The organism is Nocardiopsis sp. CA-288880, from assembly GCF_050955985.1.
GTDB classification, from domain to species: Bacteria; Actinomycetota; Actinomycetes; order Streptosporangiales; family Streptosporangiaceae; genus Nocardiopsis; species Nocardiopsis tropica.
The window spans coordinates 3,976,873-4,002,823 of record NZ_CP192105.1; the positions used below are offsets into that span (position 1 = coordinate 3,976,873).

Annotated in this window: 26 protein-coding genes; 13 read left to right on the forward strand and 13 right to left on the reverse strand. The window is 73.9% G+C overall.

Annotated features, from left to right (window positions below; genetic code table 11):
- Positions 1-36: 36 nt before the first annotated feature.
- Entirely contained in the window at positions 37-1,068 is a 1,032-nt protein-coding gene (locus ACQPYD_RS17405; RefSeq protein ID WP_433696647.1) for a methyltransferase, read from the reverse strand.
- A 559-nt stretch (positions 1,069-1,627) separates the two neighbouring features.
- On the opposite strand from ACQPYD_RS17405, the gene ACQPYD_RS17410 reads away from it, so the two are divergent.
- From ACQPYD_RS17410 to ACQPYD_RS17450, 9 genes are all read left to right on the forward strand, one after another.
- Complete coding sequence (locus ACQPYD_RS17410) at positions 1,628-1,924, forward strand: hypothetical protein (RefSeq protein ID WP_433696648.1); 297 nt, start codon at positions 1,628-1,630, stop codon at positions 1,922-1,924.
- A gap of 335 nt (positions 1,925-2,259) precedes the next feature.
- Positions 2,260-2,403 (forward strand): hypothetical protein, encoded by a 144-nt coding sequence (locus ACQPYD_RS17415; protein ID WP_433696649.1) that lies wholly within the window; start codon positions 2,260-2,262, stop codon positions 2,401-2,403.
- 89 nt (positions 2,404-2,492) lie between these two features.
- A complete protein-coding gene (locus ACQPYD_RS17420) occupies positions 2,493-3,065 on the forward strand; it encodes a suppressor of fused domain protein (RefSeq protein WP_433696650.1) in 573 nt (190 codons plus the stop codon).
- A 390-nt stretch (positions 3,066-3,455) separates the two neighbouring features.
- A complete protein-coding gene (locus ACQPYD_RS17425; RefSeq protein ID WP_433696651.1) occupies positions 3,456-3,884 on the forward strand; it encodes a hypothetical protein in 429 nt (142 codons plus the stop codon).
- Between the two features lie 226 nt (positions 3,885-4,110).
- Positions 4,111-5,916, forward strand: a complete 1,806-nt coding sequence (locus ACQPYD_RS17430) for an alkyl/aryl-sulfatase (protein WP_433696652.1) — start codon at positions 4,111-4,113, stop codon at positions 5,914-5,916.
- Between the two features lie 298 nt (positions 5,917-6,214).
- Positions 6,215-7,204 carry a siderophore ABC transporter substrate-binding protein gene (locus ACQPYD_RS17435; protein WP_433696653.1) on the forward strand — a complete coding sequence of 330 codons (990 nt, stop codon included), beginning with the start codon at positions 6,215-6,217 and terminating at the stop codon, positions 7,202-7,204.
- Positions 7,205-7,280: 76 nt separating this feature from the next.
- Complete coding sequence (locus ACQPYD_RS17440) at positions 7,281-8,267, forward strand: ABC transporter permease (RefSeq protein WP_433696654.1); 987 nt, start codon at positions 7,281-7,283, stop codon at positions 8,265-8,267.
- Positions 8,260-9,312, forward strand: coding sequence for an iron chelate uptake ABC transporter family permease subunit (locus ACQPYD_RS17445; protein ID WP_433696655.1), 1,053 nt, complete (start codon positions 8,260-8,262; stop codon positions 9,310-9,312). The genes ACQPYD_RS17440 and ACQPYD_RS17445 overlap by 8 nt, the downstream gene beginning before the upstream one ends.
- Positions 9,309-10,064 carry an iron ABC transporter ATP-binding protein gene (locus tag ACQPYD_RS17450; RefSeq protein ID WP_433696656.1) on the forward strand — a complete coding sequence of 252 codons (756 nt, stop codon included), beginning with the start codon at positions 9,309-9,311 and terminating at the stop codon, positions 10,062-10,064. The genes ACQPYD_RS17445 and ACQPYD_RS17450 overlap by 4 nt, the downstream gene beginning before the upstream one ends.
- Positions 10,065-10,235: 171 nt before the next feature.
- Here the strand turns inward: ACQPYD_RS17450 and ACQPYD_RS17455 are convergent, their stop codons facing one another.
- The 5 genes from ACQPYD_RS17455 to ACQPYD_RS17475 form a co-directional block, all read right to left on the reverse strand.
- Positions 10,236-11,402, reverse strand: coding sequence for an erythromycin esterase family protein (locus tag ACQPYD_RS17455; protein ID WP_433696657.1), 1,167 nt, complete (start codon positions 11,400-11,402; stop codon positions 10,236-10,238).
- A 189-nt stretch (positions 11,403-11,591) separates the two neighbouring features.
- Complete coding sequence (locus ACQPYD_RS17460) at positions 11,592-12,257, reverse strand: hypothetical protein (RefSeq protein ID WP_433696658.1); 666 nt, start codon at positions 12,255-12,257, stop codon at positions 11,592-11,594.
- A gap of 285 nt (positions 12,258-12,542) precedes the next feature.
- Positions 12,543-14,096: an alpha/beta hydrolase gene (locus tag ACQPYD_RS17465; protein WP_433696659.1), complete on the reverse strand. Its 1,554-nt coding sequence runs from the start codon at positions 14,094-14,096 to the stop codon at positions 12,543-12,545.
- A 411-nt stretch (positions 14,097-14,507) separates the two neighbouring features.
- Positions 14,508-14,936, reverse strand: a complete 429-nt coding sequence (locus ACQPYD_RS17470; RefSeq protein ID WP_433696660.1) for a pyridoxamine 5'-phosphate oxidase family protein — start codon at positions 14,934-14,936, stop codon at positions 14,508-14,510.
- 170 nt (positions 14,937-15,106) lie between these two features.
- Positions 15,107-15,943: an NAD(P)H-binding protein gene (locus tag ACQPYD_RS17475; protein WP_433696661.1), complete on the reverse strand. Its 837-nt coding sequence runs from the start codon at positions 15,941-15,943 to the stop codon at positions 15,107-15,109.
- A gap of 82 nt (positions 15,944-16,025) precedes the next feature.
- On the opposite strand from ACQPYD_RS17475, the gene ACQPYD_RS17480 reads away from it, so the two are divergent.
- Entirely contained in the window at positions 16,026-17,042 is a 1,017-nt protein-coding gene (locus ACQPYD_RS17480; RefSeq protein ID WP_433696662.1) for an AraC family transcriptional regulator, read from the forward strand.
- 197 nt (positions 17,043-17,239) lie between these two features.
- Here the strand turns inward: ACQPYD_RS17480 and ACQPYD_RS17485 are convergent, their stop codons facing one another.
- Positions 17,240-17,659 (reverse strand): MarR family winged helix-turn-helix transcriptional regulator, encoded by a 420-nt coding sequence (locus ACQPYD_RS17485; protein ID WP_433696663.1) that lies wholly within the window; start codon positions 17,657-17,659, stop codon positions 17,240-17,242.
- Positions 17,660-17,738: 79 nt separating this feature from the next.
- Between ACQPYD_RS17485 and ACQPYD_RS17490 the strand changes: the two genes are divergently transcribed.
- Positions 17,739-18,575 (forward strand): SDR family NAD(P)-dependent oxidoreductase, encoded by an 837-nt coding sequence (locus ACQPYD_RS17490; RefSeq protein ID WP_433696664.1) that lies wholly within the window; start codon positions 17,739-17,741, stop codon positions 18,573-18,575.
- A gap of 151 nt (positions 18,576-18,726) precedes the next feature.
- Here the strand turns inward: ACQPYD_RS17490 and ACQPYD_RS17495 are convergent, their stop codons facing one another.
- Positions 18,727-19,386, reverse strand: a complete 660-nt coding sequence (locus tag ACQPYD_RS17495; protein WP_433696665.1) for a class I SAM-dependent methyltransferase — start codon at positions 19,384-19,386, stop codon at positions 18,727-18,729.
- A 112-nt stretch (positions 19,387-19,498) separates the two neighbouring features.
- Positions 19,499-20,455 carry a PfkB family carbohydrate kinase gene (locus tag ACQPYD_RS17500; RefSeq protein ID WP_433696666.1) on the reverse strand — a complete coding sequence of 319 codons (957 nt, stop codon included), beginning with the start codon at positions 20,453-20,455 and terminating at the stop codon, positions 19,499-19,501.
- Positions 20,456-20,990: 535 nt separating this feature from the next.
- Here ACQPYD_RS17500 and ACQPYD_RS17505 point away from each other — a divergent pair.
- Positions 20,991-21,269, forward strand: a complete 279-nt coding sequence (locus ACQPYD_RS17505; RefSeq protein ID WP_433696667.1) for a LapA family protein — start codon at positions 20,991-20,993, stop codon at positions 21,267-21,269.
- A 179-nt stretch (positions 21,270-21,448) separates the two neighbouring features.
- On the opposite strand, the gene ACQPYD_RS17510 is transcribed toward ACQPYD_RS17505, so the two are convergent.
- The 4 genes from ACQPYD_RS17510 to ACQPYD_RS17525 form a co-directional block, all read right to left on the reverse strand.
- On the reverse strand, positions 21,449-22,324 hold the full coding sequence (locus ACQPYD_RS17510) for a sulfite exporter TauE/SafE family protein (RefSeq protein ID WP_433696668.1): 876 nt from the start codon (positions 22,322-22,324) through the stop codon (positions 21,449-21,451).
- 210 nt (positions 22,325-22,534) lie between these two features.
- A complete protein-coding gene (locus ACQPYD_RS17515) occupies positions 22,535-23,938 on the reverse strand; it encodes an MBL fold metallo-hydrolase (RefSeq protein WP_433696669.1) in 1,404 nt (467 codons plus the stop codon).
- Between the two features lie 215 nt (positions 23,939-24,153).
- Positions 24,154-24,726: a rhodanese-like domain-containing protein gene (locus tag ACQPYD_RS17520; RefSeq protein ID WP_433696670.1), complete on the reverse strand. Its 573-nt coding sequence runs from the start codon at positions 24,724-24,726 to the stop codon at positions 24,154-24,156.
- A 288-nt stretch (positions 24,727-25,014) separates the two neighbouring features.
- Positions 25,015-25,266 carry a metal-sensitive transcriptional regulator gene (locus tag ACQPYD_RS17525; RefSeq protein WP_267950408.1) on the reverse strand — a complete coding sequence of 84 codons (252 nt, stop codon included), beginning with the start codon at positions 25,264-25,266 and terminating at the stop codon, positions 25,015-25,017.
- A gap of 216 nt (positions 25,267-25,482) precedes the next feature.
- On the opposite strand from ACQPYD_RS17525, the gene ACQPYD_RS17530 reads away from it, so the two are divergent.
- Positions 25,483-25,923, forward strand: coding sequence for a hypothetical protein (locus ACQPYD_RS17530; RefSeq protein ID WP_433696671.1), 441 nt, complete (start codon positions 25,483-25,485; stop codon positions 25,921-25,923).
- Positions 25,924-25,951 lie beyond the last annotated feature (28 nt).

Sequence of the window (25,951 nt, forward strand, 5' to 3'; positions counted from 1 at the left end):
CCCGCGCCCACCGCGGAGGAGCCTCGGTGGGCGCCGTCAGGCGAGTACGCCTTCGACGACGCCGACCCCGACACCCGAGACGACACGGTTCAACCGGAGCCCGGAGGCCTCGAACAGTTCGGCGAACTGGGTGGGGGTCCGCTGTTTGCCCCCGCAGTGCGCGAGCATGCTCAGGTCCATGAATTTGGCGGTGTGCGAGCGTTCGACGCCTTCGTACACGACCATCTCCGCGAGCAGCACCCGCCCGTCGGGCCGCATGGCCCTCCTGCAGTTCGCGAGGATCCGCACCGCGTCCTCGTCACCCCAGTTGTGGATGACCTGGGCGAGCAGGTAGGTGTCGCCCCCGGCAGGAACGGACTCGAAGAAGTCTCCGGCCTCGATCCGGCAGCGCTCGGCGATCCCCGGGCGGTCGAGCACGGAGTCGGACCGGGCGACCACCTCGGGCCGCTCGAAGAGGACGCCTTCCAGGTGGGGGTGGGTCGCCAGCACCAGCGCCAGAAGCACCCCCCGGCCACCTCCCACGTCCACGACCAAGCCGCAGTCGCCGAAGTCGTAGTCCTGCACCATGGTGCGGGTGAGCTGGGCCGAGAGGTCGTCCATGCCCCGGTCGAAGATCCACTCGCTCCGGGGGTTCTCACTCATGTACTGCCAGACCGGCGCCCCGTGGACGGCTTCCCACACCGGCTCCCCGGTGCGCACGGCGTCGGCCAGGGCGACCATGGTGGATCCCTCGTCCGGCCCACCGAGCCACCGCGCGTACCCCCGCATGGAGTCAGGGGCGTCCTCGCGCAGGGCCAGGCCGTCCCCGGTGAGGGAGAAGGCCCGCCCCGGGGACTCCTCGACGATCTCCAGCTCGGCGCAGGCGCGCAGCAGCCGGTAGAGGGCGTCGGCGTCGGTCCCGACCCGTTCCGCGATCTCCCCGACGGGCATCGGAGTCTCGGACATCACGTCGGCGACACCGAGTTCGGCGGCGGCGCTGACCGCGGTCGAGACCCAGCTGGACGTGACCAGTTCGAAGATGCGCGCGGCGGAATCACTGATGGGCGAAGAAGCGGGCGGAAGCGACACAGGAGAGCCCTTTCGTATGACGTTTCCCGATTCAGCGACCGAAGAGAGGGGAAACCCCGGCCTCTAAGAAGCAGTTCGACACAGTACATCACACAAGGCATCTAATTCGATACTCACAGTGAAGACCCTGCGGGAGGCAAGGGGGCTCAGCCATGCCCCGACGCCCGGACTCCGAGTGCGGCACACTCCCCGCGTCTCCCACACCCGGCCGGGACGCCCCGCACCTCGTCTTCGCGGCCGAGGACGAGCACGTCACCGGCACGGAGACCCGCACCCTCTCGCGCAGCGGGCTCCCGCGCGGGCCGCTCCCCGCGTCGGGAGCGGGTCCTTCCGAAAACCGCTCTTCGGCCGACCGCAGCGCCGCCCTCCCCCGTCCCGGCTTTGTTCTGTCCGCCGATGCCCGCCTTTGCCGTGGCTACCACGCGTCGGCGCCGCGAGAAGGGGCGACGACCACATGTGGACAAGGAGTACGCAAAACAACACCCCGAGTGATCGACGCAGATAGGTTCCCCTGCGAAGGCGACCACACGGGTCGCCCACACACGAAAGCAGGAACACCATGGCCGAGTACGCCAACGCCCCCTACGCCCAGGCCGCCGCCTCCGTCGCCGGTGACGGCACCCTCAACCACGGCAAGGGAGTCACCGAGGTCAAGCGCACCGGGGCAGGCCGCTACAGCGTCGTGCTGGAGGCCCACATCGACGCGACGACCACGGTCCCGCAGGTGACGCTGAACCAGTCCGCCGACTGGAAGGGCGAGGTCTACACCAAGATCATCGACAGCTCCACCATCGGCGTGCTCACCGGCACCAACGGCTCGGCGGCCGACGAGCCCTTCTTCCTGCTGGTCCCCTGATCCCCGGCAGAGCTCCCCTCCCCCGGTCGCGGACCGCCGTGCGGCGGTCCGCGACGCATCTGCGTGTCCGGGTCCCCACCCCCGGCGGTTCGCACCGCGACGTTCGGGGCATCGCGCCCGACGGGGAGAGGCCGACCACCGGCGCGGAACACGGCACGGATGCCTCCGTGGCCGAGGAGGCCCCTCCGACCCTGCTCCCCACCCCCGGGCGCGGCGGGCGGCCGCCCGGCCGACACGCGCGGCGGCGGCCGGACGGGGTGGTCACTGCTGTCTGCCGCGGTGCCGCCGGTCCTCGCGGCCGTGCCCCGGTTTTCCCGGCGCACCCGGAGGGGGCTGTGCACACCGTGCACTTCGCCACCGGACTGCTGTTGAGCACGACGGCCGTCCGCTCGGCACTGCCGGGGTACCCCGAACAGCGCTCGCGCCAGGACGCGTCCGGGCCGGACTCCCCCGCACCGGACGGCACCGGGAAGCCGTAGTCTGGCCGCTCGGAACATCCACGTATCGGGCGATCCGGGGCCGCAGGGGCTCCGGGGGCCGAAGGCACGACGACGGAGGGTCGGTTTCCTTGACGACCGGGGAGGACGCGCGGATCCGCGCGCTGGAGAGGCACGTCCGGGAGTTCTGGCAGGGGCACGCCGTGGAGGACGCCACCTGGGCGGAGGCGCCCCTCCTCGACCGGGTCCCGGGCTTCGCCACCTACCGGGTGGCGCCCAGGGACGAGGGCGAGGGCTGGGTCTACGTGACGGTGGGCTCGTCCGTCCACGAGAGCGGGGGCGGCACCGAGTTCTTCCTCATGGCTCCGGACGAGGACCCGGCCCACTCCGAGACCCTGGCCGTGGTCGGCCACCTGCACTCCTTCGAGGAGTACCGGCTCGGCGTCGGCTCGGTGATCGACGTCGGCGGCCCGTGGGCGGAGGGCTCGCGCATGGACCACCTGCTGGTGAGCCCGCCCTACCCCTACGGGCCGGCGCTGGAGCATGCGCCCGAGGAGGCGGGGAACGCGCGGTTCCTGTGGCTGCTGCCGATCCACCGGAGCGAGGCCGCCCTGGTCACGGGCGACTCCCTGGCGGCCTTCGAGGAACTCCTGGAGGCGGAGGGCGTCAACGTCCTGGACGCCGACCGGGCTCCCCTCGTCTGAGCCGCCCCGCTGCCCGCCCGCACCCGAGGGTGCGTGCGGGCAGCGGCACCTACGCCACCGGCCGGGCCTGCGCGGCCGCATCCGCCCGACGGTGCCCCCGCCGCGCCCCGGCTCCGGGGCGCATCGCCGTGGGGCGTGGCCTTGACGGCTCCGCCCCCGGTTGCCGGACTCGAACATGGCACCGTCGGCGCGGTGAGCGTCCGGGACGGCAGTGCCGGGACGGCCCGGCACTGCCCGCAGCCGTCGCCCACCGGTGCGGTGACGGGCACGCGGGCTGCGCAGGCCCCGTGCCCGACCGGGGATCCTGAGCCGATCCCGCACACACGTCTGGACAAACCCGGGCGGCGGGAGGAAGGTGAGGCACCATCACTCCCCCGGAGGGATCCCCTCGTGCCCGAGAACAAGCGCACGACCTCGCAGACGCTCCAGGCCCGCAATTCACCGGTCGTCGGCTGGACGTTCATCGTCCTGGGCGCGGTCCTGCTCGTCCTCAACCTGCTCCTTCTCTTCCTCGGGGCGTTCACCCCGGCGATCGTCGTCGCGATCGTGCTGCTGATCGCCGGCCCCCTGCACCTGCGCCGCCACCACTTCGAGCTGGCGCGCTACTCCGACGGCCGCCTCGCGCTCAGCGGGACCGGCTGGGTCGGCCGCCTGGACATCGGCCCCACCCGCCCGGGTGAGCGCCTCCTGGTCGACGGCGGCCGGATCGTCTTCGAGGCCGCGGACGGCAAGCGCCGCAGGCTTCCCCTGTTCCGGTGGCTGACCCGCTCCGAGGACTGGGAACGGGCCGTGCGGCTGATCGAGGACGGGGAAGCCTAGCGCGCAGGGCGGACGGCGCCCCTCCAGCGGAGCCGTCCGCCCTGTCGCGGCCGACCGCGCAGTCCGCCCCGAACGGCGCCACGGCGCCGCCATGCGGGCGGGCGACCGGCATCGACCCGATCCCTCCATCATTACCTAAAGCAATGACTTGACTACGATTCGGAGTCAGTGGGCGGGGGATGGGGTGGGTGCGCCACCGACCCCGAGCTCCCGAAGGAGACCCTCCGTGACCCAGCCGTCGTTCGACGACCGGACCGATTTCGACAACGCCGACAGGGGCTTCCTCGGAACGGCGTCACAACCGCAGATCACGGACGGGACCGGACGGGTCGTCTGGGACCTGGACGCCTATGCCTTCCTTCACGGCGAGGCGCCCGACACGGCGAACCCGGGCCTGTGGCGCCAGTCTCAGCTGGCCGCCAAGCACGGCCTCTACCGGGTCGCCGAGGGCATCTTCCAGGTACGGGGCTTCGACCTGTCCAACATCTCCTTCGTCGAGGGCGACCAGGGCGTCATCGTCGTCGATCCCCTGCTGTCCGTCGAGTGCGCGGCGGCCGCGCTGTCCCTGTACCGGGAGCACCGCGGCGAACGCCCGGTGACCGCGGTGATCTACAGCCACTCCCACGCCGACCACTTCGGCGGGGTACGGGGGGTGATCCCCGACGGTACGGAGGTCCCGGTCATCGCGCCCTCCGGCTTCCTCGAGCACGCGGTCGCAGAGAACGTCTACGCCGGCACCGCCATGAACCGGCGATCGGTCTTCATGTACGGGGCCGTGCTGCCCAAGGGGGCAGCCGGCCAGATCGGCGCGGGCCTGGGGCCCACCACCTCCACCGGGACGATCTCCCTGGTCGAGCCGAACACGTACGTCACCAGGACCGGGCAGGAGGTGGTGGTCGACGGCGTCCGGATCGTCTTCCAGCTGACCCCGGGGACCGAGGCGCCCGCGGAGATGAACTTCTCCTTCCCCGACCGGCGGGCCCTGTGCATGGCCGAGAACGCCACCCACACCCTGCACAACGTGCTGACGCTGCGCGGCGCGCTCGTCCGGGACCCGCACGTGTGGGCGAACTACCTCACGGAGGCCATCGAGCTGTTCTCCGGCGGCTCCGACGTGCTGTTCGCGTCGCACCACTGGCCGACCTGGGGCACGGAGGAGCTCACGCTGTTCCTGTCCCAGCAGCGCGACCTGTACGCCTACCTGCACGACCAGACGCTGCGCATGCTCAACCAGGGCTACACCGGCGCCGAGATCGCCGAGAGGATCCAGCTGCCTCCCGCCCTGGAGGGCGCCTGGCACGCCCGCGGCTACTACGGTTCGGTCTCCCACAACGTCAAGGCGGTCTACCAGCGCTACATGGGGTGGTTCGACGGCAACCCCGCCCACCTGTGGGCACTGCCGCCGGAGGAGTCGGCGAAGAAGCACGTGGAGTTCATGGGCGGCGCCCGGGAGGTCCTGTCGAAGGCCAGGGCCGCCGTCGAGGCGGGGGAGCTGCGGTGGGCCGCGCAGGTCCTCGACTACGTCGTGTTCGCTGACCCCGGCGACACCGGGGCGCGCGCACTGCTCGCCGAGGTCTACGACGCCCTGGGCCACGGTGCGGAGAACGGCACCTGGCGGAACTTCTACCTCCAGGGGGCGGCGGAACTGCGCGGGGACAAGGCTCCCACGCCCATCGACAGCGCCTCCCCCGACGTCATGGGCGCCCTGAGCATCGCGCAGGTCTTCGACTCCGTGGCCGTCCGCGTGGACGGCCCCCGCGCCTGGGACACCACCCTGACCATCGACTGGAACTTCACCGATCCCGTGGAGGAGGTCAGGCTGGAGCTCGCCAACGGCGTCCTCGTCCAGACCACGGCCCACGACGGCAGCGACGCCGACCTGACGCTGACCCTGACCAAGGCACAGCTCCTGCGGCTCGTCGCCACGCAGAGCCCGGAAGGGATCACGGCCGAAGGCGACACCGGCGTCCTCACCACGCTGTTCGGCCTCCTGGACGACGCGGACCCCGACTTCGCCGTCGTCACCCCCTGACACGGCCGCCCCGCTCCGCCGTACCCGGGCGGGGCCGCCCCGGCGCCACCGGGGCCCGTGGCCGACCGGCCACGGGCCCCTCCCTCCCGCAGCCCCTCCCACCGGGCCGGAGGGGCGGCCGCCGGCCGGGGCGCGGCTCCCTCCATCCCTTCCCGCTCATGGGAGCACAGGACCTGTGCACACCTTGCCGCCGGGCTCCCCCGTTGAGAAAAACACCTCATAGGGGCACACCCATACACATTCCACCCAGTAGTTAGGTTAGGCTCCCCTTTGTTCAAGTAAGCGAAGGAGAACCTCCATGCAGTCCCCCGGCCGTCCCCTGACCGCCTTCTCGATCACCCTGGCCTCCGCCCTCCTCCTCTCCGGTTGCGCCTCCGGCCGACAGGACGCCGAGGAGGCCTCCGCCCCGAGCGGCACGATCGAGGTCGAGGACAACAACGGCGCCCAGACCGTGGCCTCCCCTCCGGAGTCCGTGGTCGCGCTCGACAACCGCACCTTCGAGACCCTCTCGGACTGGGGCGTGGAGCTGTCCGCGGGCGCGGTGTCCCTCATGCCGGACACCGTCGGCTACACCCAGGACGAGTCGGTCATCGACATCGGCACGCACAACGAGCCCGACCTCGAGGCGATCGTCGCCGCCGGCCCGGACGTCGTCGTCAACGGGCAGCGCTTCACCCAGTACCACGACGACATCGCCTCCCTGGTGCCCGAGGCCACGATCCTGGAGCTCGACCCGCGCGAGGGCGAACCCTTCGACGCCGAGCTCAAGCGCCAGGTCACCGTGCTCGGCGAGGTCTTCGGCAAGCAGGACGAGGCCGCCCGGCTCGTCGCCGACTTCGACGCGGCCGTCGAACGGGTGAACGCCGCCTACGACGAGGGCGAGTCCGTCATGGCCGTCAACACCTCGGGCGGCGAGATCGGCTACCTGGCCCCCGGCGTGGGCCGCACGCTCGGCCCCGCCTTCGACATCTTCGGCCTCACCCCCGCACTGGAGGTCGAGGGCTCCAGCGACGACCACCAGGGCGACGACATCTCCGTCGAGGCGATCGCCGACTCCGACCCCGACTGGATCCTGGTGATGGACCGCGACGCCGCCGTCGCCTCCGACGAGACCGGGTACGAGCCCGCCTCGAACATCCTGTCGGACTCCGAGGCGCTCTCGGGCGTGACGGCCGTGCAGGAGGAGCAGATCCTCTACATGCCCGCCGACACCTACACCAACGAGGGCATCCAGACCTACACCGAGTTCTTCGACGCGTTCGCCGACGCGCTGGAGGCCCGGGCGTGACCCGGTCCGACCGAACGGCACGCGCCGGCGGCGGCGACGCCGCCGGCGCCCGCCGGCGCGAGGGAGGGAGCGGGGCATGACGACCGCGACCCCCGTCCCCCGGGCGCGGCGCGAAGGACGCCTCCTCGACGGGAAACTGCTCGTGGGCGCCGCCGTCGTGGGCGCCCTGGTCGTGCTCTCGCTGTTCACCGGCGTGTACGACGTCTTCGGCGCGGACGACGGCGGCGAGATGTTCGCCATCACCCGCATCCCCCGCACCGTCGCCCTCGTCCTGGCCGGCGCGGCGATGGCGATGTCGGGCCTGGTGATGCAGCTGCTGACCCAGAACCGCTTCGTGGAGCCGACGACCACCGGCACCACCGAGTGGGCCGGGCTCGGCCTGCTCACGGTGATGGTCCTGGCGCCCGGCGCGAGCATCGGCGCACGCATGCTCGGCGCGGTCCTGGCGGCGTTCGTCGGCACGATGGTGTTCTTCCTCTTCCTGCGCCGCGTCACCCTGCGCTCCTCGCTCGTCGTCCCGATCATCGGCATCATGCTGGGCGCCGTCGTCAGCGCCGTCTCGACCTTCGTCGCGCTGCAGACCGACATGCTGCAGAACCTCGGCGTGTGGTTCGCCGGGAGCTTCACTTCCGTGCTGCGCGGCCAGTACGAGCTGCTGTGGATCGTGGCGCTGGCGGCCGTGGCGGTGTTCGTCGCCGCCGACCGGTTCACGGTCGCCGGACTGGGCGAGGAGGTCGCGACCAACGTCGGCCTGGACTACGACCGGGTCATCCTGCTGGGCACCGGCCTCATCGCGGTGGCGACCGGCGTGGTGACCGTGGTCGTGGGCAACCTGCCCTTCCTCGGGCTCATCGTCCCCAACGTCGTCTCGATGTTCCGCGGCGACGACCTGCGCGGCAACCTTCCGTGGGTGTGCCTGCTGGGCGTCGGCACCGTCACGGTCTGCGACCTGATCGGCCGGGTCGTCATCATGCCCTTCGAGGTGCCCGTGTCCCTGATCCTCGGCGTCGTGGGAGCCGTCGTGTTCGTCCTTCTCCTGTTGAGGCAGCGTCGCCATGGCTGAGACGACCGCGTCCCGTGCGACCGGGCCGCTCCCCGCACCGCCCGAACGCTCCTCCGGGGCCCTTCCCACCCGGCGCGCCCGCCGCCGCTACCGGACCGTCGTCGCGGTGCTCTGCGTGCTCGCCGCCGGTTTCGGCTTCGGCCTGCTCGCCTGGGACAACCCGATGCCCGTGGGCTCGGACGGGTTCTGGCGCATCGCGCAGATGCGCGGGACGGACCTGGTGGTCATGGCCGTGGTCGCGATCTGCCAGGCCGTGGCCACGGTGGCCTTCCAGACCGTGACCGGCAACCGCATCATCACCCCGTCGATCATGGGGTTCGAGGCGCTCTACGTCGCGGTCCAGACCACGGCGGTGTACTTCCTGGGCGTGGCCGGGGTCGTGGCGGTCCAGGGCCTCCCGCAGTTCGCGCTCCAGCTCGTGCTCATGGTGGGCTTCGCGATGCTGCTGTACGGGTGGCTGCTGTCGGGCCGGTACGCGAACCTCCAGGTGATGCTGCTGATCGGCATCGTCATCGGCGGCGGCCTGGCCTCGGTCTCCACGTTCATGCAGCGCCTGCTCACGCCGAGCGAGTTCGACGTGCTCGCCGCCCGGCTGTTCGGCAACGTCTCCAACGCCGACGCGTCCTACCTGCCGCTCGCGGTCCCGCTGTGCCTGGGCGCGGCGGTCCTGCTGTGGGCGGGTTCGCGGCGGCTCGACGTGGTCGCGCTGGGGCGTGACGCGAGCACGGGCCTGGGGCTGGACCACCGCCGCGAGACCATGCGCGTGCTCTTCCTGGTCTCGGTCCTCATGGCGGTCTCCACCGCGCTGGTGGGGCCGATGACGTTCCTGGGGTTCCTGGTCGCGACCCTGGCCTACCAGTTCACCGGCACCCACGCCCACCGGTACGTCTTCCCGGTGGCGGTGCTGACGTGCTTCGTCGTGCTCAGCGGCGCGTACTTCGTCATGCGCCACGTCTTCTACGCCAACGGCGTGGTCTCGATCATCATCGAGCTCGTCGGCGGTCTGGTGTTCCTGTTCGTCATCCTCAGAAAGGGCCGGCTGTGATCACGCTCAGCGGTGTGCGCAAGGAGTACAGCGGCGAGGTCGCGATCGGCCCCGTGGACCTGCGGATCCCCCGGGGCGGTGTGACCGCGCTGGTGGGTCCGAACGGGGCCGGCAAGTCGACGCTGCTGACGATGACGGGCCGCCTGCTGGGCCTGGACGCCGGGGTGATCGAGATCGCGGGCCACGACGTGGCCCGGACCGCGTCCGAGGACCTGGCCAAGGTCGTCTCGGTCCTGCGGCAGGAGAACCACTTCGTCACCCGGCTGACGGTGCGCCAGCTCGTGGCCTTCGGGCGCTTCCCCCACTCCCGGGGGCGGCTGACGGCGGCCGACGAGGAGGTCGTCAGCCGGGCGATCGACTTCCTGGACCTGGGCGGGTTGGAGAACCGCTATCTGGACCAGCTCTCGGGCGGGCAGCGCCAGCGCGCCTATGTGGCGATGGTGCTCTCGCAGGAGACCGAGTACGTGCTGCTCGACGAGCCGCTCAACAACCTCGACATGCGCCACTCGGCGCAGATGATGCGGCACCTGCGCCGTGTGGCGGAGGAGCTGGAGCGCACGGTCGTGGTCGTGCTCCACGACATCAACTTCGCGGGCCACTACGCCGACCGGATCTGCGCGGTCAAGGACGGCGCGGTCGTGGAGTTCGGCACCCCGGAGGAGATCATGACCGACGAGGTGCTGACACGGGTGTTCGAGACGCCGGTGACCGTCGTGGACGGGCCGCGCGGGCCGCTCGCCGTGTACTACTGAGCGCCGTCCCCTCTCGCGGGAGCGGTCTCTCGGGGCGCCCCTCCACCCGGTCGGGTGGAGGGGCGCCCGTGTGCGGGGCGTGGGCCCCGCGTCGGCCGCGGGTGGGCTGCGTGTGGGCGGGGAGGCTCCGGCGGCCGGGCGGGTGCAGGGGCCGTGCCGCGCGGTGGCCGGTCACGTCCGGTCCTCTCCCCCGGGCGCCGCGGGGCCGGCGTCGACGTGCAGGATCGCGTCGGCCGCCTCCACGAGCGCCCGGTCGAGGGGGAAGTAGCCCCTCTCGGGCCGGGCGTCGGTGCGCGTGCGCCCGGAGGCGATCTCGGCCGCCCCGGTCAGGCCCCAACCGGTGGCGCGGCTCTGGAGGAGGCCCTCGTAGGTGTCCGGTTCGGGCTCCGCGAGCCCGAGGGCCCCGCTGCGGCCCAGGCTGCCGATGACGACGGTGTACCGCCGACCCAGCAGGGTGCCGACGACGGAGCCCGCGGAGTGCCAGCCGAGGTCCATGCCCGCCATGCTCATCGAGCTCGGGTTGCGCTGCAGGTGGCTGTTGTGCGCGAAGGCGAGCGTGGGGCCGCGTTCGGCCTCGATGCCGCGGATCTCCAGGAGGTTCTGGGCCATGAGCGCGTCCCTGGTGGCCAGGAGGCCGGAGATGCGTGCGCTCTCCTCGACGCGCCGGGCCGCCTGCCCGTGGTAGCGCAGCAGGCCGAGGCCGGCGGCGAGGTGGGTGCGGGCCCGGAACCAGTCGGCGCGGGAGGTCGCCGCGACCAGTTCCGGTGCGCGTGCGTGGAGCGAGGTGAGCATGTCGTCGGCGATCACGCGCAGCCGCTCGGCACCGGGGCCTGCGCCGACCGAGGCCGCCGGGTCCAGGATCGCCTCCTGGCGGCTCCACCGCTCGTCGTCGCCGAGCAGGCCCGCGAGGTCCGGGGCGGTCCCGAGGTAGTCGCACACGTGTTCCAGGTGGAGCCGGGGGCTGGGTGCGCTGGTGTTCTCGGCCGGGATGTCGAAGCCGTGGAAGGCCAGCCGCTCCTCGGCGGGGCGGTCCTCGTTGTACGCGCGCATCCAGGCGACCAGCCGCCGGTTGACCTCCAGGGCCCCGAAGCCGTGCGAGAAGCCCTCGTCCATCGCCGTGTCGAGGGTTCCCCGCCCGTGCCGGACGAAGTCGTCCACCGCCAGCGCGGCCACCCGGTCGGTCTCCAGGGCGATGGACCGGTAGCCCAGCTCGGCGAGCGAGGCGAAGACGTCGTTGCGGACGTGCCCGAAGACCGGTTCCTGTGTGGGGTGGACCGGTTCGCCGAGGGCCAGCAGCTCGCACGGCGTGGTCGCGAAGTCTCGAATGTCTTGGCTCATACCCCTCAACCGTATCCTTGAAAGAACGGTTGAGGGTTGTCGTCCTTTTGTCGGGGGACAGGACCCAGAAGCCTCCAACGGGGGGAAACCCGCCCCCTGCCGCCGCCCCGCCCTCGGCCGCGGGGCGGCGCGGGCGCGGTCCGCGCGACGGGGGCGGGACGCCCGGTGGCCGGTCGACGGGCCGCGCCGTCACTCCCCCTGGGCGGCGGAGTCCAGCAGCCAGTTGTACCGCAGGCGCAGCGCGCGCTCCGTGCTCGCCGCGGAGGCGCCGAGGGTGAGCGCGATGTTGAGCCAGAGCGGCAGCTGGACGGGCGAGGTGAAGGTTCCGAAGCGCTCGGTCACGGGCGGCACCTGGAAGGCCGCCTCGATGAGCTGCGGGACGAGGAGGAGCGCGGGGACGAGGAGCAGGACCAGTGAGCAGAGGCCGATCCCGCGGCTCAGCACGGGGTGCTCGCGGTCCAGTCGCGCACGCCGCCCCTCGGCCGAGCGCCGGTCCGGGACGAGCTGGTGTTCGGCTCCCCCGTCGGTGACGTAGTGGCAGCGCTTGAGGCCGAAGGGTGTCAGCGCCACCTCGATCGTGCCGCCCCGGACGGGGAAGGCGGCGGGGAGCCTGGACTCGGCGTGGTGCCTGCCGTCGAGGTACAGGTGGGCCCTGCCCTTGCCGTCCTCGGAGAAGAACCGCTGTGCGTAGCGGACCTCGACGGCGTAGTCCGTCCGCCCGCCGTCGCCGCTGCGCAGCGGGAGGTGGAACAGGACACGGGAGAGCGGCTGCCACCAGCGGAAGGGCTTCAGCGGCTTCCCGTTCCCGGGTTCTACACGTCGTGCGGCTCGGCGCCGCTGCCACTCCTTGAGCATCTCGGGCTCCCTGTCGTCGTGTGGGAACGCCTCGGCGGCCTCGGGGCCGCCCCGGCGGGAGGACGGGTGTCTTGGCGGTGGACGGTCCCCGCGCGCCCTGTCTCGCGGGGCGGGCGGTTCCGGTGGTGGCGGTCGCGCGGCCCTGGGCGAGCGGGGGCGGGCGCGGCCGGGACTGTCGCCCCACCCGCCCCCACGGGGGCCGCGGTCACCCCTGTTCCTTCTGTGCGCTCCGGCCGGCCGGCGGGAGCGGCGCCGGGGCCCGTCGGGTCACGGGCCCCGGGGCGCTCAGGCGGGACAGGAGGTGTCCTGCTCCGGCAGGTCGCCCCCGACCAGGAAGGCCGTGGTCACGTCCTGCGCGCACGCGTTGTCGCCGTTGACGTAGACGCCGTGCCCGCTGCCGTCGACGCTCACCAGCCGGGAGCGCTGGCCGAACTTCTCGTCGAGCAGCACCCCGCCCAGGTGCGGTGTGACCGGGTCGCGCCGGTTCTGCACGATCAGGACGTTGCCCGGTCCCTCGTCGAGGACCTCCACCGGCGGCTCGGACGGTCCGGAGGACCAGGAGGCGCAGGGCATGGCGTTGGCGGAGGCGGCGCCGAACAGCGGGTACCTCTCGCGGTCCTCGGCGACGCTGCGCCGGTAGGTGTCGACGTCCTCGGGCCATTCGACGTCGTTGCAGGTGACGGCGAGGAACACCGACCAGGTGTTGTCGTACGGCGACAGCCCGGCGTCCGTCGCGGGCCGGGCGCCGGGGGCCGCCTCGCCGGTGTCCGGGGTCCCGTCCGGCAGCTCCCCGGCCGCCGCCGGGTCGGAGGCGAGCAGTTCCTGCCAGGCCTGCGCCGTCACGGGGTAGGACAGCTCGCTGTAGAGCCCCACGAAGGTGGACAGCCGGAAGAGGCCGCCGTCGACGGGGCCGCCGGCCGTGTCCGCCGGGGCCTCGTCCAGTCGCTCGGCGAGCGCGAAGTAGGTCTGACGCACCTCCTCCTCCGACTCTCCCAGGCCGTACTCGTCGTGGCGTTCGGCGGCCCATCGCGCGAAGTCCGGGAAGGTCTCCTCGGCGCCCAGGCCGTACCTGCGCATCCCCTCGTGGTCGAGGTGGGTGTCGCCGATGTTGCTGTCGAGCACGATCCGGTCGGAGCGCTCGGGGAACATCGAGGCGTAGGCGGCGCCCAGCGCCGTGCCGTAGGAGGCCCCGTAGAAGCTGGTCTTCGACTCTCCCAGCGCCTCCCGGATCAGGTCCAGGTCGCGTGCCATGTTGGCCGTCGACACGTGGCGCAGCCTGCCGTCGCGGTCGTTGTCGGCGCACTGGGCGGCGACCGCCTCGGCGGCAGCGGCCTGTTCGACGACCGCCGCGTCGTCGACCGCGTAGGGCGGGATGGCGCCCCGGTAGTCCTGCTCGTCGGTGAAACCGCAGCTGATCGGCGCCGAGTACCCAACTCCGCGGGTGTCCATGCCGATGAGGTCGTAGCTGTCCGAGACCTCGGCGGGCAGGCCCCGGGAGACCAGGTCCGCCGGCATCGTCAGCCCGGAGCCGCCCGGGCCGCCCGGGTTGAACATCAGCACGCCGCGCCGCTCGTCCGGGTTCTGGCTCGCCAGCCGGGACACCATGATCTCGATCTGCGCGCCCCCGGGGTCGGAGTGGTCCAGGGGCACGGGCACCAGGCCGCACTCGATCCCGGGCGCCTCGGCCGCCACCTCCTCGGGGCAGGCGCCCCACTCCACCCGCCCCGCGGGCTCCGCGCCCTGCTCGTCGGCCGCGGCCGGTACCGCGACCAGCGGTCCGGCGAGGCCGATCACCGCCGCCACGGCCCAGTTCCGTCCTGCTCCACGCCTTCGTCCCATGTCCGTCCTCACCTGTGTCGGTCCCGAGGCCGCCGTCGGCCCGCGACCCCGTTCCCCGGCTCCCGGGACGGCCGCCGTCGCTGCTCCCCGCCCGGGGCGGGGAGCAGCGACGGCAGGGCCTGGCGGGAAGGGGGAACGGTGGTCGTCGGGGTCCATGCCTCGAACCTAGGCCGGAGCCGAGCCGTGACGGAGTGTCACGGGTCATGGGTTTCCCGCACGATCCGCACGGGTCCGGCATGACAGATGTCATGCGTCGACGGGGACCGGGAAAGGGCCCGGCGCGGGGAGCTGGGACGACGCGGTTCTCGCGCCCGGGCCGGGCGGGCCGGCGCCGTCGCGGTGCCGGAGGCGCGGGAACGTGCCGGGCGCCCGGGGCGGACCCGGTCCGCGGCGGGCGCCCGGGGCAGCGGGTCAGTGCGTCAGTCGGCGCACGGTCTGCGGGTGGATGACGACGCGGAGGTGGTCGTCGGCGAGCATCCCCGCGAGCTCCTCGGCGCGTGCCGGGTCCTCGAGGTCCCAGTAGCGGGCGGCCAGGCGGGCGGCCAGGTCGCGCGCCCCGTCGGCCTCCAGCGTGGCACGGCCGACGACGGACACCCAGCGCTCGCGCTCGCCCACCGGGGCCGCGACGACGATCGAGGCGCGGGGGTCGCGGCGCAGGCGCCGCACCTTGAGCGCGTCCGGCTCCGTGAAGAGCTGGAGGGTCCCCTCGTCCGTGGCCTCGAACCACACGGGCCGGGGCTGGGGCGGCTCAGCTCCCCCGGCCACGGACAGGAACCCGTGCAGGGGTCGCCGGAGGAACTCCAGGTCCTCGGCGGTCAGCAGGTCGGTGGCGGTGCTCATCGCTTTCCTCTCCGAACACGGTGGTGACGGTGGGCGGTCCGCGCCGTCCGTTCGCGCGTGCGGCGAACGGGCGGTGCGGAGCACGGGGTCGGCGGCGGCCGGGGGCCGCCCCTGCGCGCGGGGCTCCCGCCCGCCGAGGCGCAGGGGGTCCCGGGCGGCCGCCGCGGGGGTCACGGCCGCCAGGCTCCCGCCGCGGCGACCCGTACGACGTAGTCCTCGAAGGTGCGGGGCCCGCGTCCCAGCACGGCGGCGACGTCGTCCGTCGTCGCGGCGATCACCCCGCGCTCCATCAGCACGAACATCTCGGCGACGTGGTGGGCGTCGTCCTCGCCCCAGCCCTCCCGGACCAGCGCCGCGGTGTACTCGGCCGGGGAGACCTGCTTGTAGGCGATGGTCTGCCCGGACGCGCGGGAGATCAGCTCGACGGCCTCGGCGAAGGTGAGCGCGCGCGGCCCTGTCAGCTCGTAGGTCCGCCCGGCGTGCTCTCCGGGTCCGGCCAGCACCGCGGCCGCCACGTCGGCGACGTCCTCCAGGTCGATGAACGGTTCGGGGACCGCTCCGGCGGGGAGCACCAGCTCTCCGGCGACCAGCGGGGCGTGGAAGAGGTCCTCGTCGAAGTTCTGGGCGAAGTTGGACGGCCGCAGGACGGTCCACTCCAGTGCCGAGCCGCGCACGGCGTCCTCGGCCGAGCGCATGTCCAGCCCGAAATCGGAGTCGCCCCAGGTGTCGGCGCCGCGCCCGGAGAGCAGTACCAGGTGCCGCACGCCCGCGGCCCCGGCCCGCTCCACGAACTCGTGCACCGGTCCGGGCACGGTCGGGGCCACCACGTAGGCGGCGGTGACGCCCCGCAGGGCCGCGTCCCAGCCGCCGGGGTCGGACCAGTCGAAGGGGGTGGGGCTGGTGCGGGAGGCGGCGCGCACCTGGAGGCCGCGCAGCCGCAAGCGGGCGGCGACCCGTCGGCCGGTCTTGCCGGTGGCGCCGAGGACGAGGGTGGTGTCGTTGTTCATGACAGCGATTCAACGGCATCCGTCCGGACGATTCCATGGGCGAGACACCGGAAGCCCTTTGCGATCGTCTAATCTCGTGGGCATGGACGCGTTCGGTGACCTCTTCCGGGGGATGCGGGCCCAGGGCTCGCTGTTCGGCAGCTCCACGTTGACCCCGCCGTGGGCTCTGCGCTTCGTGGACGGGGCGCCGCTGACGCTGTGCACCGTCCTGGGCGGGGGCGGCTGGATCGTGCCGGAGGGGCTCACGCCCGAGCCGCTGCGCGCCGGGGAGACGGTCATCGTGCGGGGTCCCGCGCCCTTCTCCTTCGTGGACGAGCCCGGCACCCGGGCCGAGGCGGTGGACTGCGGCGAGTACTGCGCGACGCCCGAGCAGGGCGGGACCCGGCACCGGGTCGGCTGGAGCGACAGCTGCGGCGTCCCGGGCGAGGGCGCGACGACGCTGGTGGTGGGCGCCTACGCGGCGAGCGGCGAGGTCAGCCGCAGGCTGCTGGAGGCGCTGCCCGTGGTGCTGCGCGTGGCCTCCGGCGGCGGGGCCGATCCCGTCATGGAGCACCTGGCGGCCGAGGTCGCCGCCGACACCCCGGGCCAGCAGGTGGTCCTGGACCGCCTGCTGGACTGGTTGCTGGTCTGCTCGGTGCGCGACTACTTCGACCGTCCCGGCGGCGAGCCGCCGGCCTGGTACGCCGCCCAGCGCGATCCGGTGGTCGGCGCCGCACTGCGCCTGCTGCACGCGGAACCGGCGGCGCCCTGGACGGTCGCCTCCCTGGCCGTGCGGGCCGGGGTGTCGCGTTCGACCCTGGCCAAGCGGTTCGCGGACCTGGTCGGCGAACCGCCGCTGACCTACCTCGCCCGCTGGCGCATGACGCTCGCGGCGGACCTGCTGGTCGAGCGGGAGTCGGCGACCGTCGCCGAGGTCGCCCGCGCCGTGGGCTACTCCGACGCGTTCGCCTTCAGCGCGGCGTTCAAGCGGATCCGGGGCGTCAGCCCGAGCGGTTTCCGGCGCGCGGACGCACTCGTCCCCGGGCAGTCGGCCGGTCCGCGCATCCGGCCTTCGGGCGCCGTTCCCGCGCCCCTCACCGCCGTGGGCGGGCGGTCCTAGCCCGGCGGGGCCGGAGCCGGGGACGGTGACCTCCGGGGCGCGCCCCGGAGCCCGCTCCGTCCGGTTTCGCGGCCTTCGGGCCGACCGGGCGGGCCGTGGGCCGTCCGACCGGTTCGGGCCGCCGAGGGCTCCCGCCGGGGACCGGTGGGGCGGCACGGCGTCGGCGCGGCGTCGGCGGAGCGCCCCCGCCCGGTGGTTCAGCCGGGTCGGACCACGCGGCCGAGCAGGGCCATGAGCTGCCTCAGCTCGCTGTCGGACAGCGCCGCCAGCGGGGTCTTCTCCAGCGTCGCCCGGACCAGTTCGTCGCGGACCGCGCGGCCCTTGTCGGTCAGGACCAGGACCCGGGAGCGGCGGTCGTCGGGGTCCACGGCGCGCTCGACCAGGCCCCTGTCGGCGAGCTGGTTGGTGATGAAGGTCAGGTTCGGGGCGTTGCAGTACAGGCGCTCGGCCATGACCTTCATCGAGGGCGGCGGCTCGTCCGGGTCGACGGCCCACAGCGCCTGGAAGGTCGCCGGCGTCAGCTGGTGACCGGCCAGCGCCTGCCCGATCAGGTCGTTGGTCCGCATCCAGATGTCGTGGGTCGCGGCGACCACCGCGGTGAGTTCGGGTGTGGTCATGCCGCCATTCTACAAACGCTTCGAGCATCGAAGGATCATGCTAGCTTGGTACTTCGAGACTCGAAACAAAGGGGGACCTGTGAAAGACGACTACCGCGGTACCACCGCGCTCGTCACGGGCGCGTCCAAGGGGCTGGGGCGGGCCTACGCCCTGGAACTGGCACGCCGGGGGGCGCGGGTGATCCTGCTGGCCCGCTCGGAGGGGGACCTTCAGGAGCTCGCCGCGCAGATCCGGGAACGGCACGGCGGACAAGGGGCCGGGGCGCCGGGCGCCGGGGCGGCCGAGGTGGTCACCGGCGACCTCGCCGCCCCGGACGGCCCGGAGCGGATCCTGCGGGAGCTGCGCGAGCGCGGCCTGACCGTCGACCTGCTGCTCAACAATGCCGGCATGGGCAGCGTGGGCCCGTTCCTGACCCGCCCCCTCGGGCCGCAACTGGCCTCCGTCGGGCTCAATGTCAGCGGCCTGCTCGCGCTGACCCACACGATCGGTGCGGAGATGGTCGCCCGCGGCTCCGGCGGCATCGTCAACGTCTCCTCCACCGCGGCCTTCCAGCCCATGCCGTACCAGGCCAGCTACGGCGCGACCAAGGCCTTCGTGCTCTCCTTCACCGAGGCGCTGGCCGAGGAGCTGCGCGGCACCGGCGTCCACGTCATGGCGGCGCACCCCGGCGCGATCGCGACCGGCTTCTTCGACGGCACCTCGGCCACGATCGGCCCCCAGGCCGACACGGCGGCCACCGTCGCGGCCCACACCCTGGACGACTACGCCCGGCGGCGCGCGGTGTCCTACCCGGGCCGGACCGTGAACCGGGTCATGACCTGGCCCGCGCGCCTGCTGCCGCGCGCCGTCGTCGCGCGGGTGGCCGGCGGGTTCAACCGGCGGCTGCGCCTGCACGAGGTCGTCGACGCCGCCTGATGGGATCTGCCGGGTCGGTGAATCTTGGCGCCGTAGCCGCCGGCAGGTGAGCACTTCCGTCGCCGGAACCGTTGAGTTCTGGGGTCGGACCGTGCCCCTGCCGGTCGGTCGGGAGGCCGGACCGCTGATGGGGTGGCGTGCCCGCCCCTCCTCAGGGCGCGCTCTGCCCGGATCCGCCCGGCCGGTCCAGGCGGGCCAGCACGTGGGCGTCGAGGAAGCCCCGCTCGGAGGCCGGGTCGTGGACCAGCCGTGCGAACGGGACGAGCCCGGCCCCGGCCATCAGCGCGGCGAACCGGTCCACCGGCCAGCTGTAGGCGGGCGCCACCTTGTGGTCGAAGCGGACCGGCTCCGGTCCGTCGGTGGCGAAGAACGAGGCCAGGAGCAGGCCCTGCGGCGCCAGGACGCGTGCCTGCTCGGCGAGCAGCGCGGGCAGTTCCCCGGGCGGGGTGTGGATCATCGAGTAGTGGGCCAGCACGCCGCCGAGCGCGCCGTCCCCGACCGGCAGGGCCTCCATGCGCGCCTCGTCGAACCGCAGCTCCGGATGGGCCCGCCGGGCGTGGTCGACCATGGCCGGGGAGAGGTCGAGCCCGAAGGCGTCCAGCCCCCGTTCGTGCAGCATGGCCGTCAGGTGCCCGGGCCCGCACCCGACGTCGGCCGCGCGCGGGTTGCCCGTCCCGCGCACCAGCTCGGCGAAGGTGCCGATCATGTTCCGCGCGAACGGCTGCGTCTCCAACCGGTCGGCGAACATCGACGCGTACAGCTCGACGACCCCGTCGTAGGCCGCCCTGGTCCGCTCCTGGTGCTCCGTCACGGGAGGGAAGCTAGCACCCGCGCACGTGCGCCGCCTCCCCGGCCCCACCCTTCGGGACCGGCCGCCCGGCCGTCGCAGGGCCCACGCCCCACCGGCGACGCCTCCGGTCGGCTCACCGGCTCCGGTCCGGGAGCGCCTCGTCCCGATGCCGCGCGAGGAAGGCGTCCGTCTCCCCCGCTGTGGGACCCGTGGCCGGTCCGCGGCGGGTGACGGAGAGCGCGGCGGCCGCGTTGGCCCTGCGGGCGGCCTCCACGGCGGCCAGGCCGCCGGCCACCGCGGCGGTGAACACGCCCACGTGCGCGTCGCCCGCCCCGTTGGTGTCCACGGCGCGCACGGGAAAACCGGGCACACGCAGGGGTGCGTTCCCGGCCCCGGCCACCGCGCAGCCCTTCGCGGCGTCGCGCACGACCACCGTGCCGCCGGGGCGGATCCGGGACAGGAGGAGCGCGGCGGCCTCCTCGGGGACGCTGCTCCCGGTCACGGTCGCGGCCTCGGCGGCGCTGAGGCTGAGCAGGTCGACGCGGGCCAGGGCCCGGTCCAGGGTCCGCCGGGGAAGGTCGCCCACGACCGGCGCCGGGTCCAGGACCAGGCGCACCCCCTCGGGGAGGTCGCCGATCCAGGTGAGGAGGTCGTCGGCGCGCGGTCCGGGCAGCAGCGAGTACCCCACGGTGTAGACGGAGTCCCCCGGCCGGGGCCGCAGGGTGCGCAGCTCGGCCAGGGACACCTCCGTCTCGGCGCCCAACCGGGTGATGAAGGTGCGTTCGGCGTCGCCGTCCACCAGGGCCACGCAGAAGCCGGTGTCCGCGTCGGGGAAGGGGGCGTGTGCCACCGCGACCCCCTCCGAGCGCAGCGCGGCACGGACCAGGTCCCCGTGGGGCCCGGTCCCGTGCGACCCCGCGTAGACCACCTCCATGCCCGCGCGCGCCGCGGCGGCGATGACGTTGAAGCCGCCTCCGGCCACGGTCCGCGCTGAGGAGGCGAACACTCCCCCGCCGGCCCGGGGGAGGGCGTCGACCTCCATCACGACGTCGACGATCACCGGTCCCACGTGCAGCAGACGTCCGGTCACGGCAGGGCTCCCCTCGACTGCGCCGACCGTTGTGCCGGCCCCGCGATCATCCCGCGGCGGCCGGGGGCGGGTCCCACCGGGGGCGCCGGGCCGGACGGTGGCGCGCGGGACCGTCCCCGGCGCCCGGACGTGCGGCGCCGGGGTCGGCGGGGGCCGACCGGCGGGGGTGCGGGGGGAGCCCCCTGGCGGGAACCGCGGCCGCTCCCCCGCCCCGCCGCCCGGTGCGAGGCGTCCCCGGGGGGACGCATAGGAAGTCGGGGTTCTGACACGAACACCCCGGACCCGCTCCGACCTGCACTGTCATCGCCCCCGACCCCGTTCGTCCGTGGAACGAACACCCCGACGGACCGCCCACACGCGGTCCCGGCCCCGCTGCCTGTCGAATCGGGGAGAAGAATTTCCGGTTTCCGGCCCTCGCGCGCGGCCGGGCGGGGAATCCCGTTCCTACCGGTCGCGGCGACCGGCAGGCCGCGCCGGAGGAAGTACGCGGGCCCCGCTCCGAGGCCCCCTTCCCACGAGCGCAGGAGGCGATCCGATGAACGCTCCCCCACCACCGGTCGACGGGACCGCCGGGCACGGATCGTCGCGCAAGGGGCTGTCGTCGGTCCCGCCCCGCATGTGGGTGGCGCTGGTCCTGCTCGTCGTCACCGTCCTCTTCGTGGCACAGAACCGGGACACGGCGCAGATCCAGTTCCTGGTCGTCTCCCTGACGGCGCCGCTGTGGGCCGCTCTGGCCGTGTCGGTCGCCGCCGGCGTGGTCATCGGACTGCTCGTCCGACCGTCACGGCGGCGCAGGCGCGGGGCCTCGGGGTAGGGCCGCCCTCCGCCCGGGCCCCGGCTCCCTGGACCGCGCCGGGTCGCGCCCCGCCTGCCGCCGGGTCCCGGGGCGCTCCCGGGGGCGGTGATCAGGGGGCGTCCGACGGGGCGGACCCGACAGGCCGGCGCCCCATCGGGGTCCGGGGAGCGCGGAGTGCTCAGGCGCCCGGCTCCCCCTCAGGCCCGTGCCCTCAGCAGCGGCAGGGGGCAGTGCTCCCCCGCGACACGGCAGAGGACGGCCAGGAGCGCGAGCACGGCGGCTCCGGCCGCCACGGCGGGGCCGAACGGCGCGGGGAGCTCCTGGGCGAGGACGAGGACGCCCACGGCCAGGACGAAGGCGCCGAACCCCTTGCGCAGCGCGCCCTCGGGCACCCGGGAGGCCAGTGGCGCGCCGAGGAGCGATCCCGCGACGGCGGCGACGGTGACCACGGCGACCGGCGTCCAGTCCGGGCTCACCGTCGTCAGGTACCCGGCGAGTCCGGCGAAGGACTTCATGGCGATCACGAGCAGGGAGGTCCCCACGGCGGCGGGCATCGCGAGGCCGCCGAGCAGCGCCAGTGCGGGCACCACGAGGAAGCCGCCGCCCGCGCCGACCAGACCGGTGACGGCGCCCACGGCCAGGCCGTCGAGGACGATCCGCCTGAGGGGCAGGCCGTCGCGCCGCCGCTCGCCGTCCCCGGCGGAGGTCTTCCCCCTGCCGAGGAGCATGGCCGCCGCGGTGGCGACCATCATGAGGGCGAAGGCGGTCATCAGCAGGGCCCCTGGGACGTGTCCGCCCACGAGGCCGCCGGCGAAGGCGCCCGCCATGCCGGACGCCCCGAAGACCAGGCCGGTGCGCCACCGGACGTTGCCCCTGCGCGCGTGGGTGGCCGCCCCGACCAGCGACGTCACGCCGACGACGAACAGGGAGGCGGCCACGGCGCCCTTGGGGTCCATGCCCGCGACGTAGCTCAGCAGCGGGACCATCAGGATGGAGCCGCCGCCTCCGAGCAGTCCGAGCGCGAGCCCCACCACCAGGGCGGGGCCCACGACGAGGATCAGTGGGAACTCCATGCTTCGTCACTCTCCGTGGCGTGGTTCTGCGGGCGCGGCCGCGTGGGCGGTGCGCCCCCGGTCGGTCCGGGGGGGCGGGGTGGTCGGGTCGGGGGGGCGGGGTGGTCGGGTCGGTCGGGTGCGCCGCCCCGTCCGGGCGGGCGCCGGGGCGGGGCCGTCGCCGGGCGCCGGCGGGCCCCGCCCCTGTCGTCGGGCCGGGTCGGCGGCCGCTCAGGGCCGGGCGTCCCGTTCCTGCTTCCAGGCGGTCCAGCCCGTGTAGCTGCCGTCGAGTTCGACGACGTCGTAGCCGGCGCGGCGCAGGGCGCTGGCCGCGACGGAGTTGCGCGCGCCCGCCTGGCAGTAGGTCACGACGGGGCCGTCGTCGGGCAGCTCGTCGAGGTGCCACAGGACCCGGCCCGCGCTGATCTGGGTGGAGCCGGGGATGTGTCCCGCGGCGTGTTCGGCCCTGTTGCGCACGTCCAGGACGAGTGCGGCCCCGTAGTCCTCCAGGTGCGCGGGGGCGATGACGGCCGGAACGGTCGTCGGCAGGCCCTCGAGCCCGGTGGTGTAGCCGGCGACGCGGTCGATGCCGACCCTCAGCAGGTGGTCGCGCACCTCCCCGGCGGTGCCGCCGTCGGGCGCGAGGAGCACCAGGGGGCGGGTCTCGGTCTCCGGGTCGTGGGCCCAGGCGCCGAAACTCGCGGCCTTGGCCGGGCCGGGGACGTTCAGCGCCCCGGCCACGGTGCCGCGGTGCACCTCGGTGTGGGGCCGGGTGTCGACGAACACGATCCGGTCCTCCTCCAGGGCTCTGCCGATCGCGGCGTTCGCGAGTTCGGGCAGCGGGGCCGGGGGGCCCAGGATCTCGGGCCCCTCCCTGTTCTGGCGCTTCATCCGGGCGAAGTACGCGTGGGCGTCGGGCTGTCCGTCGAGGAGTTCGTCGACGAAGCCCTTCTCGTCGCCGTCGCGCAGGTAGGGCCCCCACCAGGCGTTGAGGCGCTCGTATCCGACCGTGGTGGCCGGGAGCGCTCCGAGTGCCTTGCCGCACGCGCTGCCGGCCCCGTGCCCGGGGAGGACCTGGACGTGGTCGGGCAGGGCCAGGAAGGTGTCGCGCAGGCCGGCGAACAGGTGGCGCGCGCCCTCGAAGCGTGTGTCCTCTCCCCCGGCGGCCTCGTCGAGCAGGTCGGGGCGGCCGATGTCGCCGGCGAAGACGAAGTCGCCGGAGAGCAGGTAGCCCGGCCGGTCGCTGAAGGCCCCGTCGGTGATCAGGAAGGACAGGTGTTCGGGGGTGTGCCCGGGGGTGTGCCGGGCCCGCACGGTGATGTTGCCGACGGTGACGGTGTCGCCGTCCATGAGCCGTTCGGCGTCGAAGCCGTACTGCCAGTCCTCGCCGCCCTCGCCGGAGACGTACGCGGTGGCGCCCGTCGCCGCGGCGAGTTCGCGTGTGCCGGAGAGGTAGTCGGCGTGGATGTGGGTCTCGGTCACGGCCACGATCCGCATGCCGTGCCTGCGTGCCAGGTCGAGGTACTCGCCGATGTCGCGGCGGGGGTCGACCACGACGGCCTCTCCCCGGGCCTGGCAGCCGATGAGGTAGCTCGCCTGGGCGAGGTCGTCGTCGTAGACGCGTTCCAGCAGCATGTCTCTCCTTGTGGGTGGTTGTCCGCCGCTCCTGTGGATACTCCGGGGGGTATCCACAGGAGCGGGTGCGGCGATGGTTGCGGGCCGGTCCCGGCCCCGGGGTTCGTGTCGGCGCCGTGCGGGCCCGGCGGTCGGCGCCGCTCCCGGGCCGTGGCCGGGGCGGGCCCGTGCGGCGGTCCGGGCCGCTTCCGGCGGGTCCGGCGGCGGCGCCCGGGTCACCGGCGGGCGGCGATCCGTCCGAGGGAGTCCTCGATGTCGACGTGGCCGCGGGGCCGGTTGTAGGGCAGGCGGGCCAGGGCCGTGCCCATCATGCAGGTGTCGGTGACCGCGGCGAAGGCCAGGCCGGCGCCGATGAGCCCGGCGAGCGCCACCGCGGGCGGCCACAGGAGGGAGGCCAGCACGGAGACGAGCACGAGACCCCCGGCGACCAGGCGGACCTGGCGCTCCAGCGCCCACCGCTCCCGCCCCCGCACGACGGGGGCTCCCTGGGCCTCCCAGGCGTTCATGCCGCCGCTCATCACCGCCGTGTCCCGCAGGCCCGCCTCCGCCAGCCTGTCCTGGCACCGGCGGGCCCTGGCCCCGGACTGGCAGACCAGGACGAGGCCGCGCCCGGCCTCGGCTGCGATGCGCGCCAGGTGGTCGTCCACCCGCTGCAGGGGCAGGTTGACCGCTCCGGGGATGTGGGAGCTCTCGTACTCGGCCGCGGTGCGCACGTCCACCAGCAGGGTGTCGGGGTCGGTCTCGACCAGGCTGCGCACGGCGTGCACGTCGATGCTGTTGCCGCTCATGTGTCTCCGTGGGTTCTCGGACGGCCCGGGCGGGCCGTCGGTGGTTCGTGGGCGCCGCGTGGGCGCCCTGTGGGCGACCGCCCGCCCCTCCATACCCCGGGGAGTATCGAGAGAGCGGACCGGCCCCTCGGGCGCGGCGAAAGGAGGAGGGCCCTGTGCCGCACGGTTCGGCCGCCCGGTCATACCGGGGGGAGTATCTGAACCGCACAGACCCGCCCCTGCCGAAGCGGGAGGACCCGGCTCCCGGCGCGGACGGCGCACGGGTGCGCGGACGGGCCCCGCGAAGTCCTAGGCCAGGGCGAGGAAGAGCTTCTCCAGCTCCTCCTCGGTGAGCTCGGGCTCCTCGCCGCGGTCACGGGCGGTGTTGCAGTGCCGCATGCCGCTGGCGACGATCTTGAACCCGGCCCGGTCCAGGGCCCGGGAGACGGCCGCCAGCTGCTGGAGGACCGCCGCGCAGTCCTCGCCCTCCTCGATCATCGAGATCACACCGGAGAGCTGCCCCTGGGCGCGCTTGAGCCTCGTGAGGGCGTCGCCGACCATTTCAGGCTTCATCTGCATCCTTTCGCCTTATGGCCGCCAGCATACCCCCGGGTGTATCCGTTCCGACAGTCGGAAGGGTCACACCACCCACCGGACGCCCTCACCCCGCCCCCATGGACCCGTCCCGCCCGGCAATGACTTATCTTCTATGCGAGATAGAAAACAGATCGGCGGCCAGCCTCCCCCGGAGCGGCCCCGGGAGAGGCGAGGACGCGGATGCTTGCGTGGACCCACCGGCACTGGGCGGTCGCCGCGGCCGCCACCCTGGGCGCGCTGGTGCTCCTGGGGGTGCCCACCGTACTGGTGCCCAACGGTTTCTTCACGAGGGAGATCGAGCCCACCTGGTGGTCCTACCCCGTCTGGGGCGCCGGCGCAGTGCTGTCCGGCCTGCTCGCCGCGACCTACGTCGGCGGGGGCGGGGAACGGGAGGGGAACACGCGGGGCGGCCTGGGCGGTGTCGTCCTGACCTGGCTGGCCATCGGCTGCCCGGTGTGCAACAAGCTCGTCCTGCTGGCGCTGGGCGCCTCGGGCACCCTGGCCTGGTTCGCGCCGCTGCAACCGGTGCTCGCCGCGGCCGGGCTCGTCCTCCTCGCCGTGGCCCTGCGGGCCCGGCTGCGCACCGCCGACTCCTGCCCGCTCCCTCGGCCCCAGGGCTGAGGCTCCGGCGGGCGCCCCCGTGTCCGGT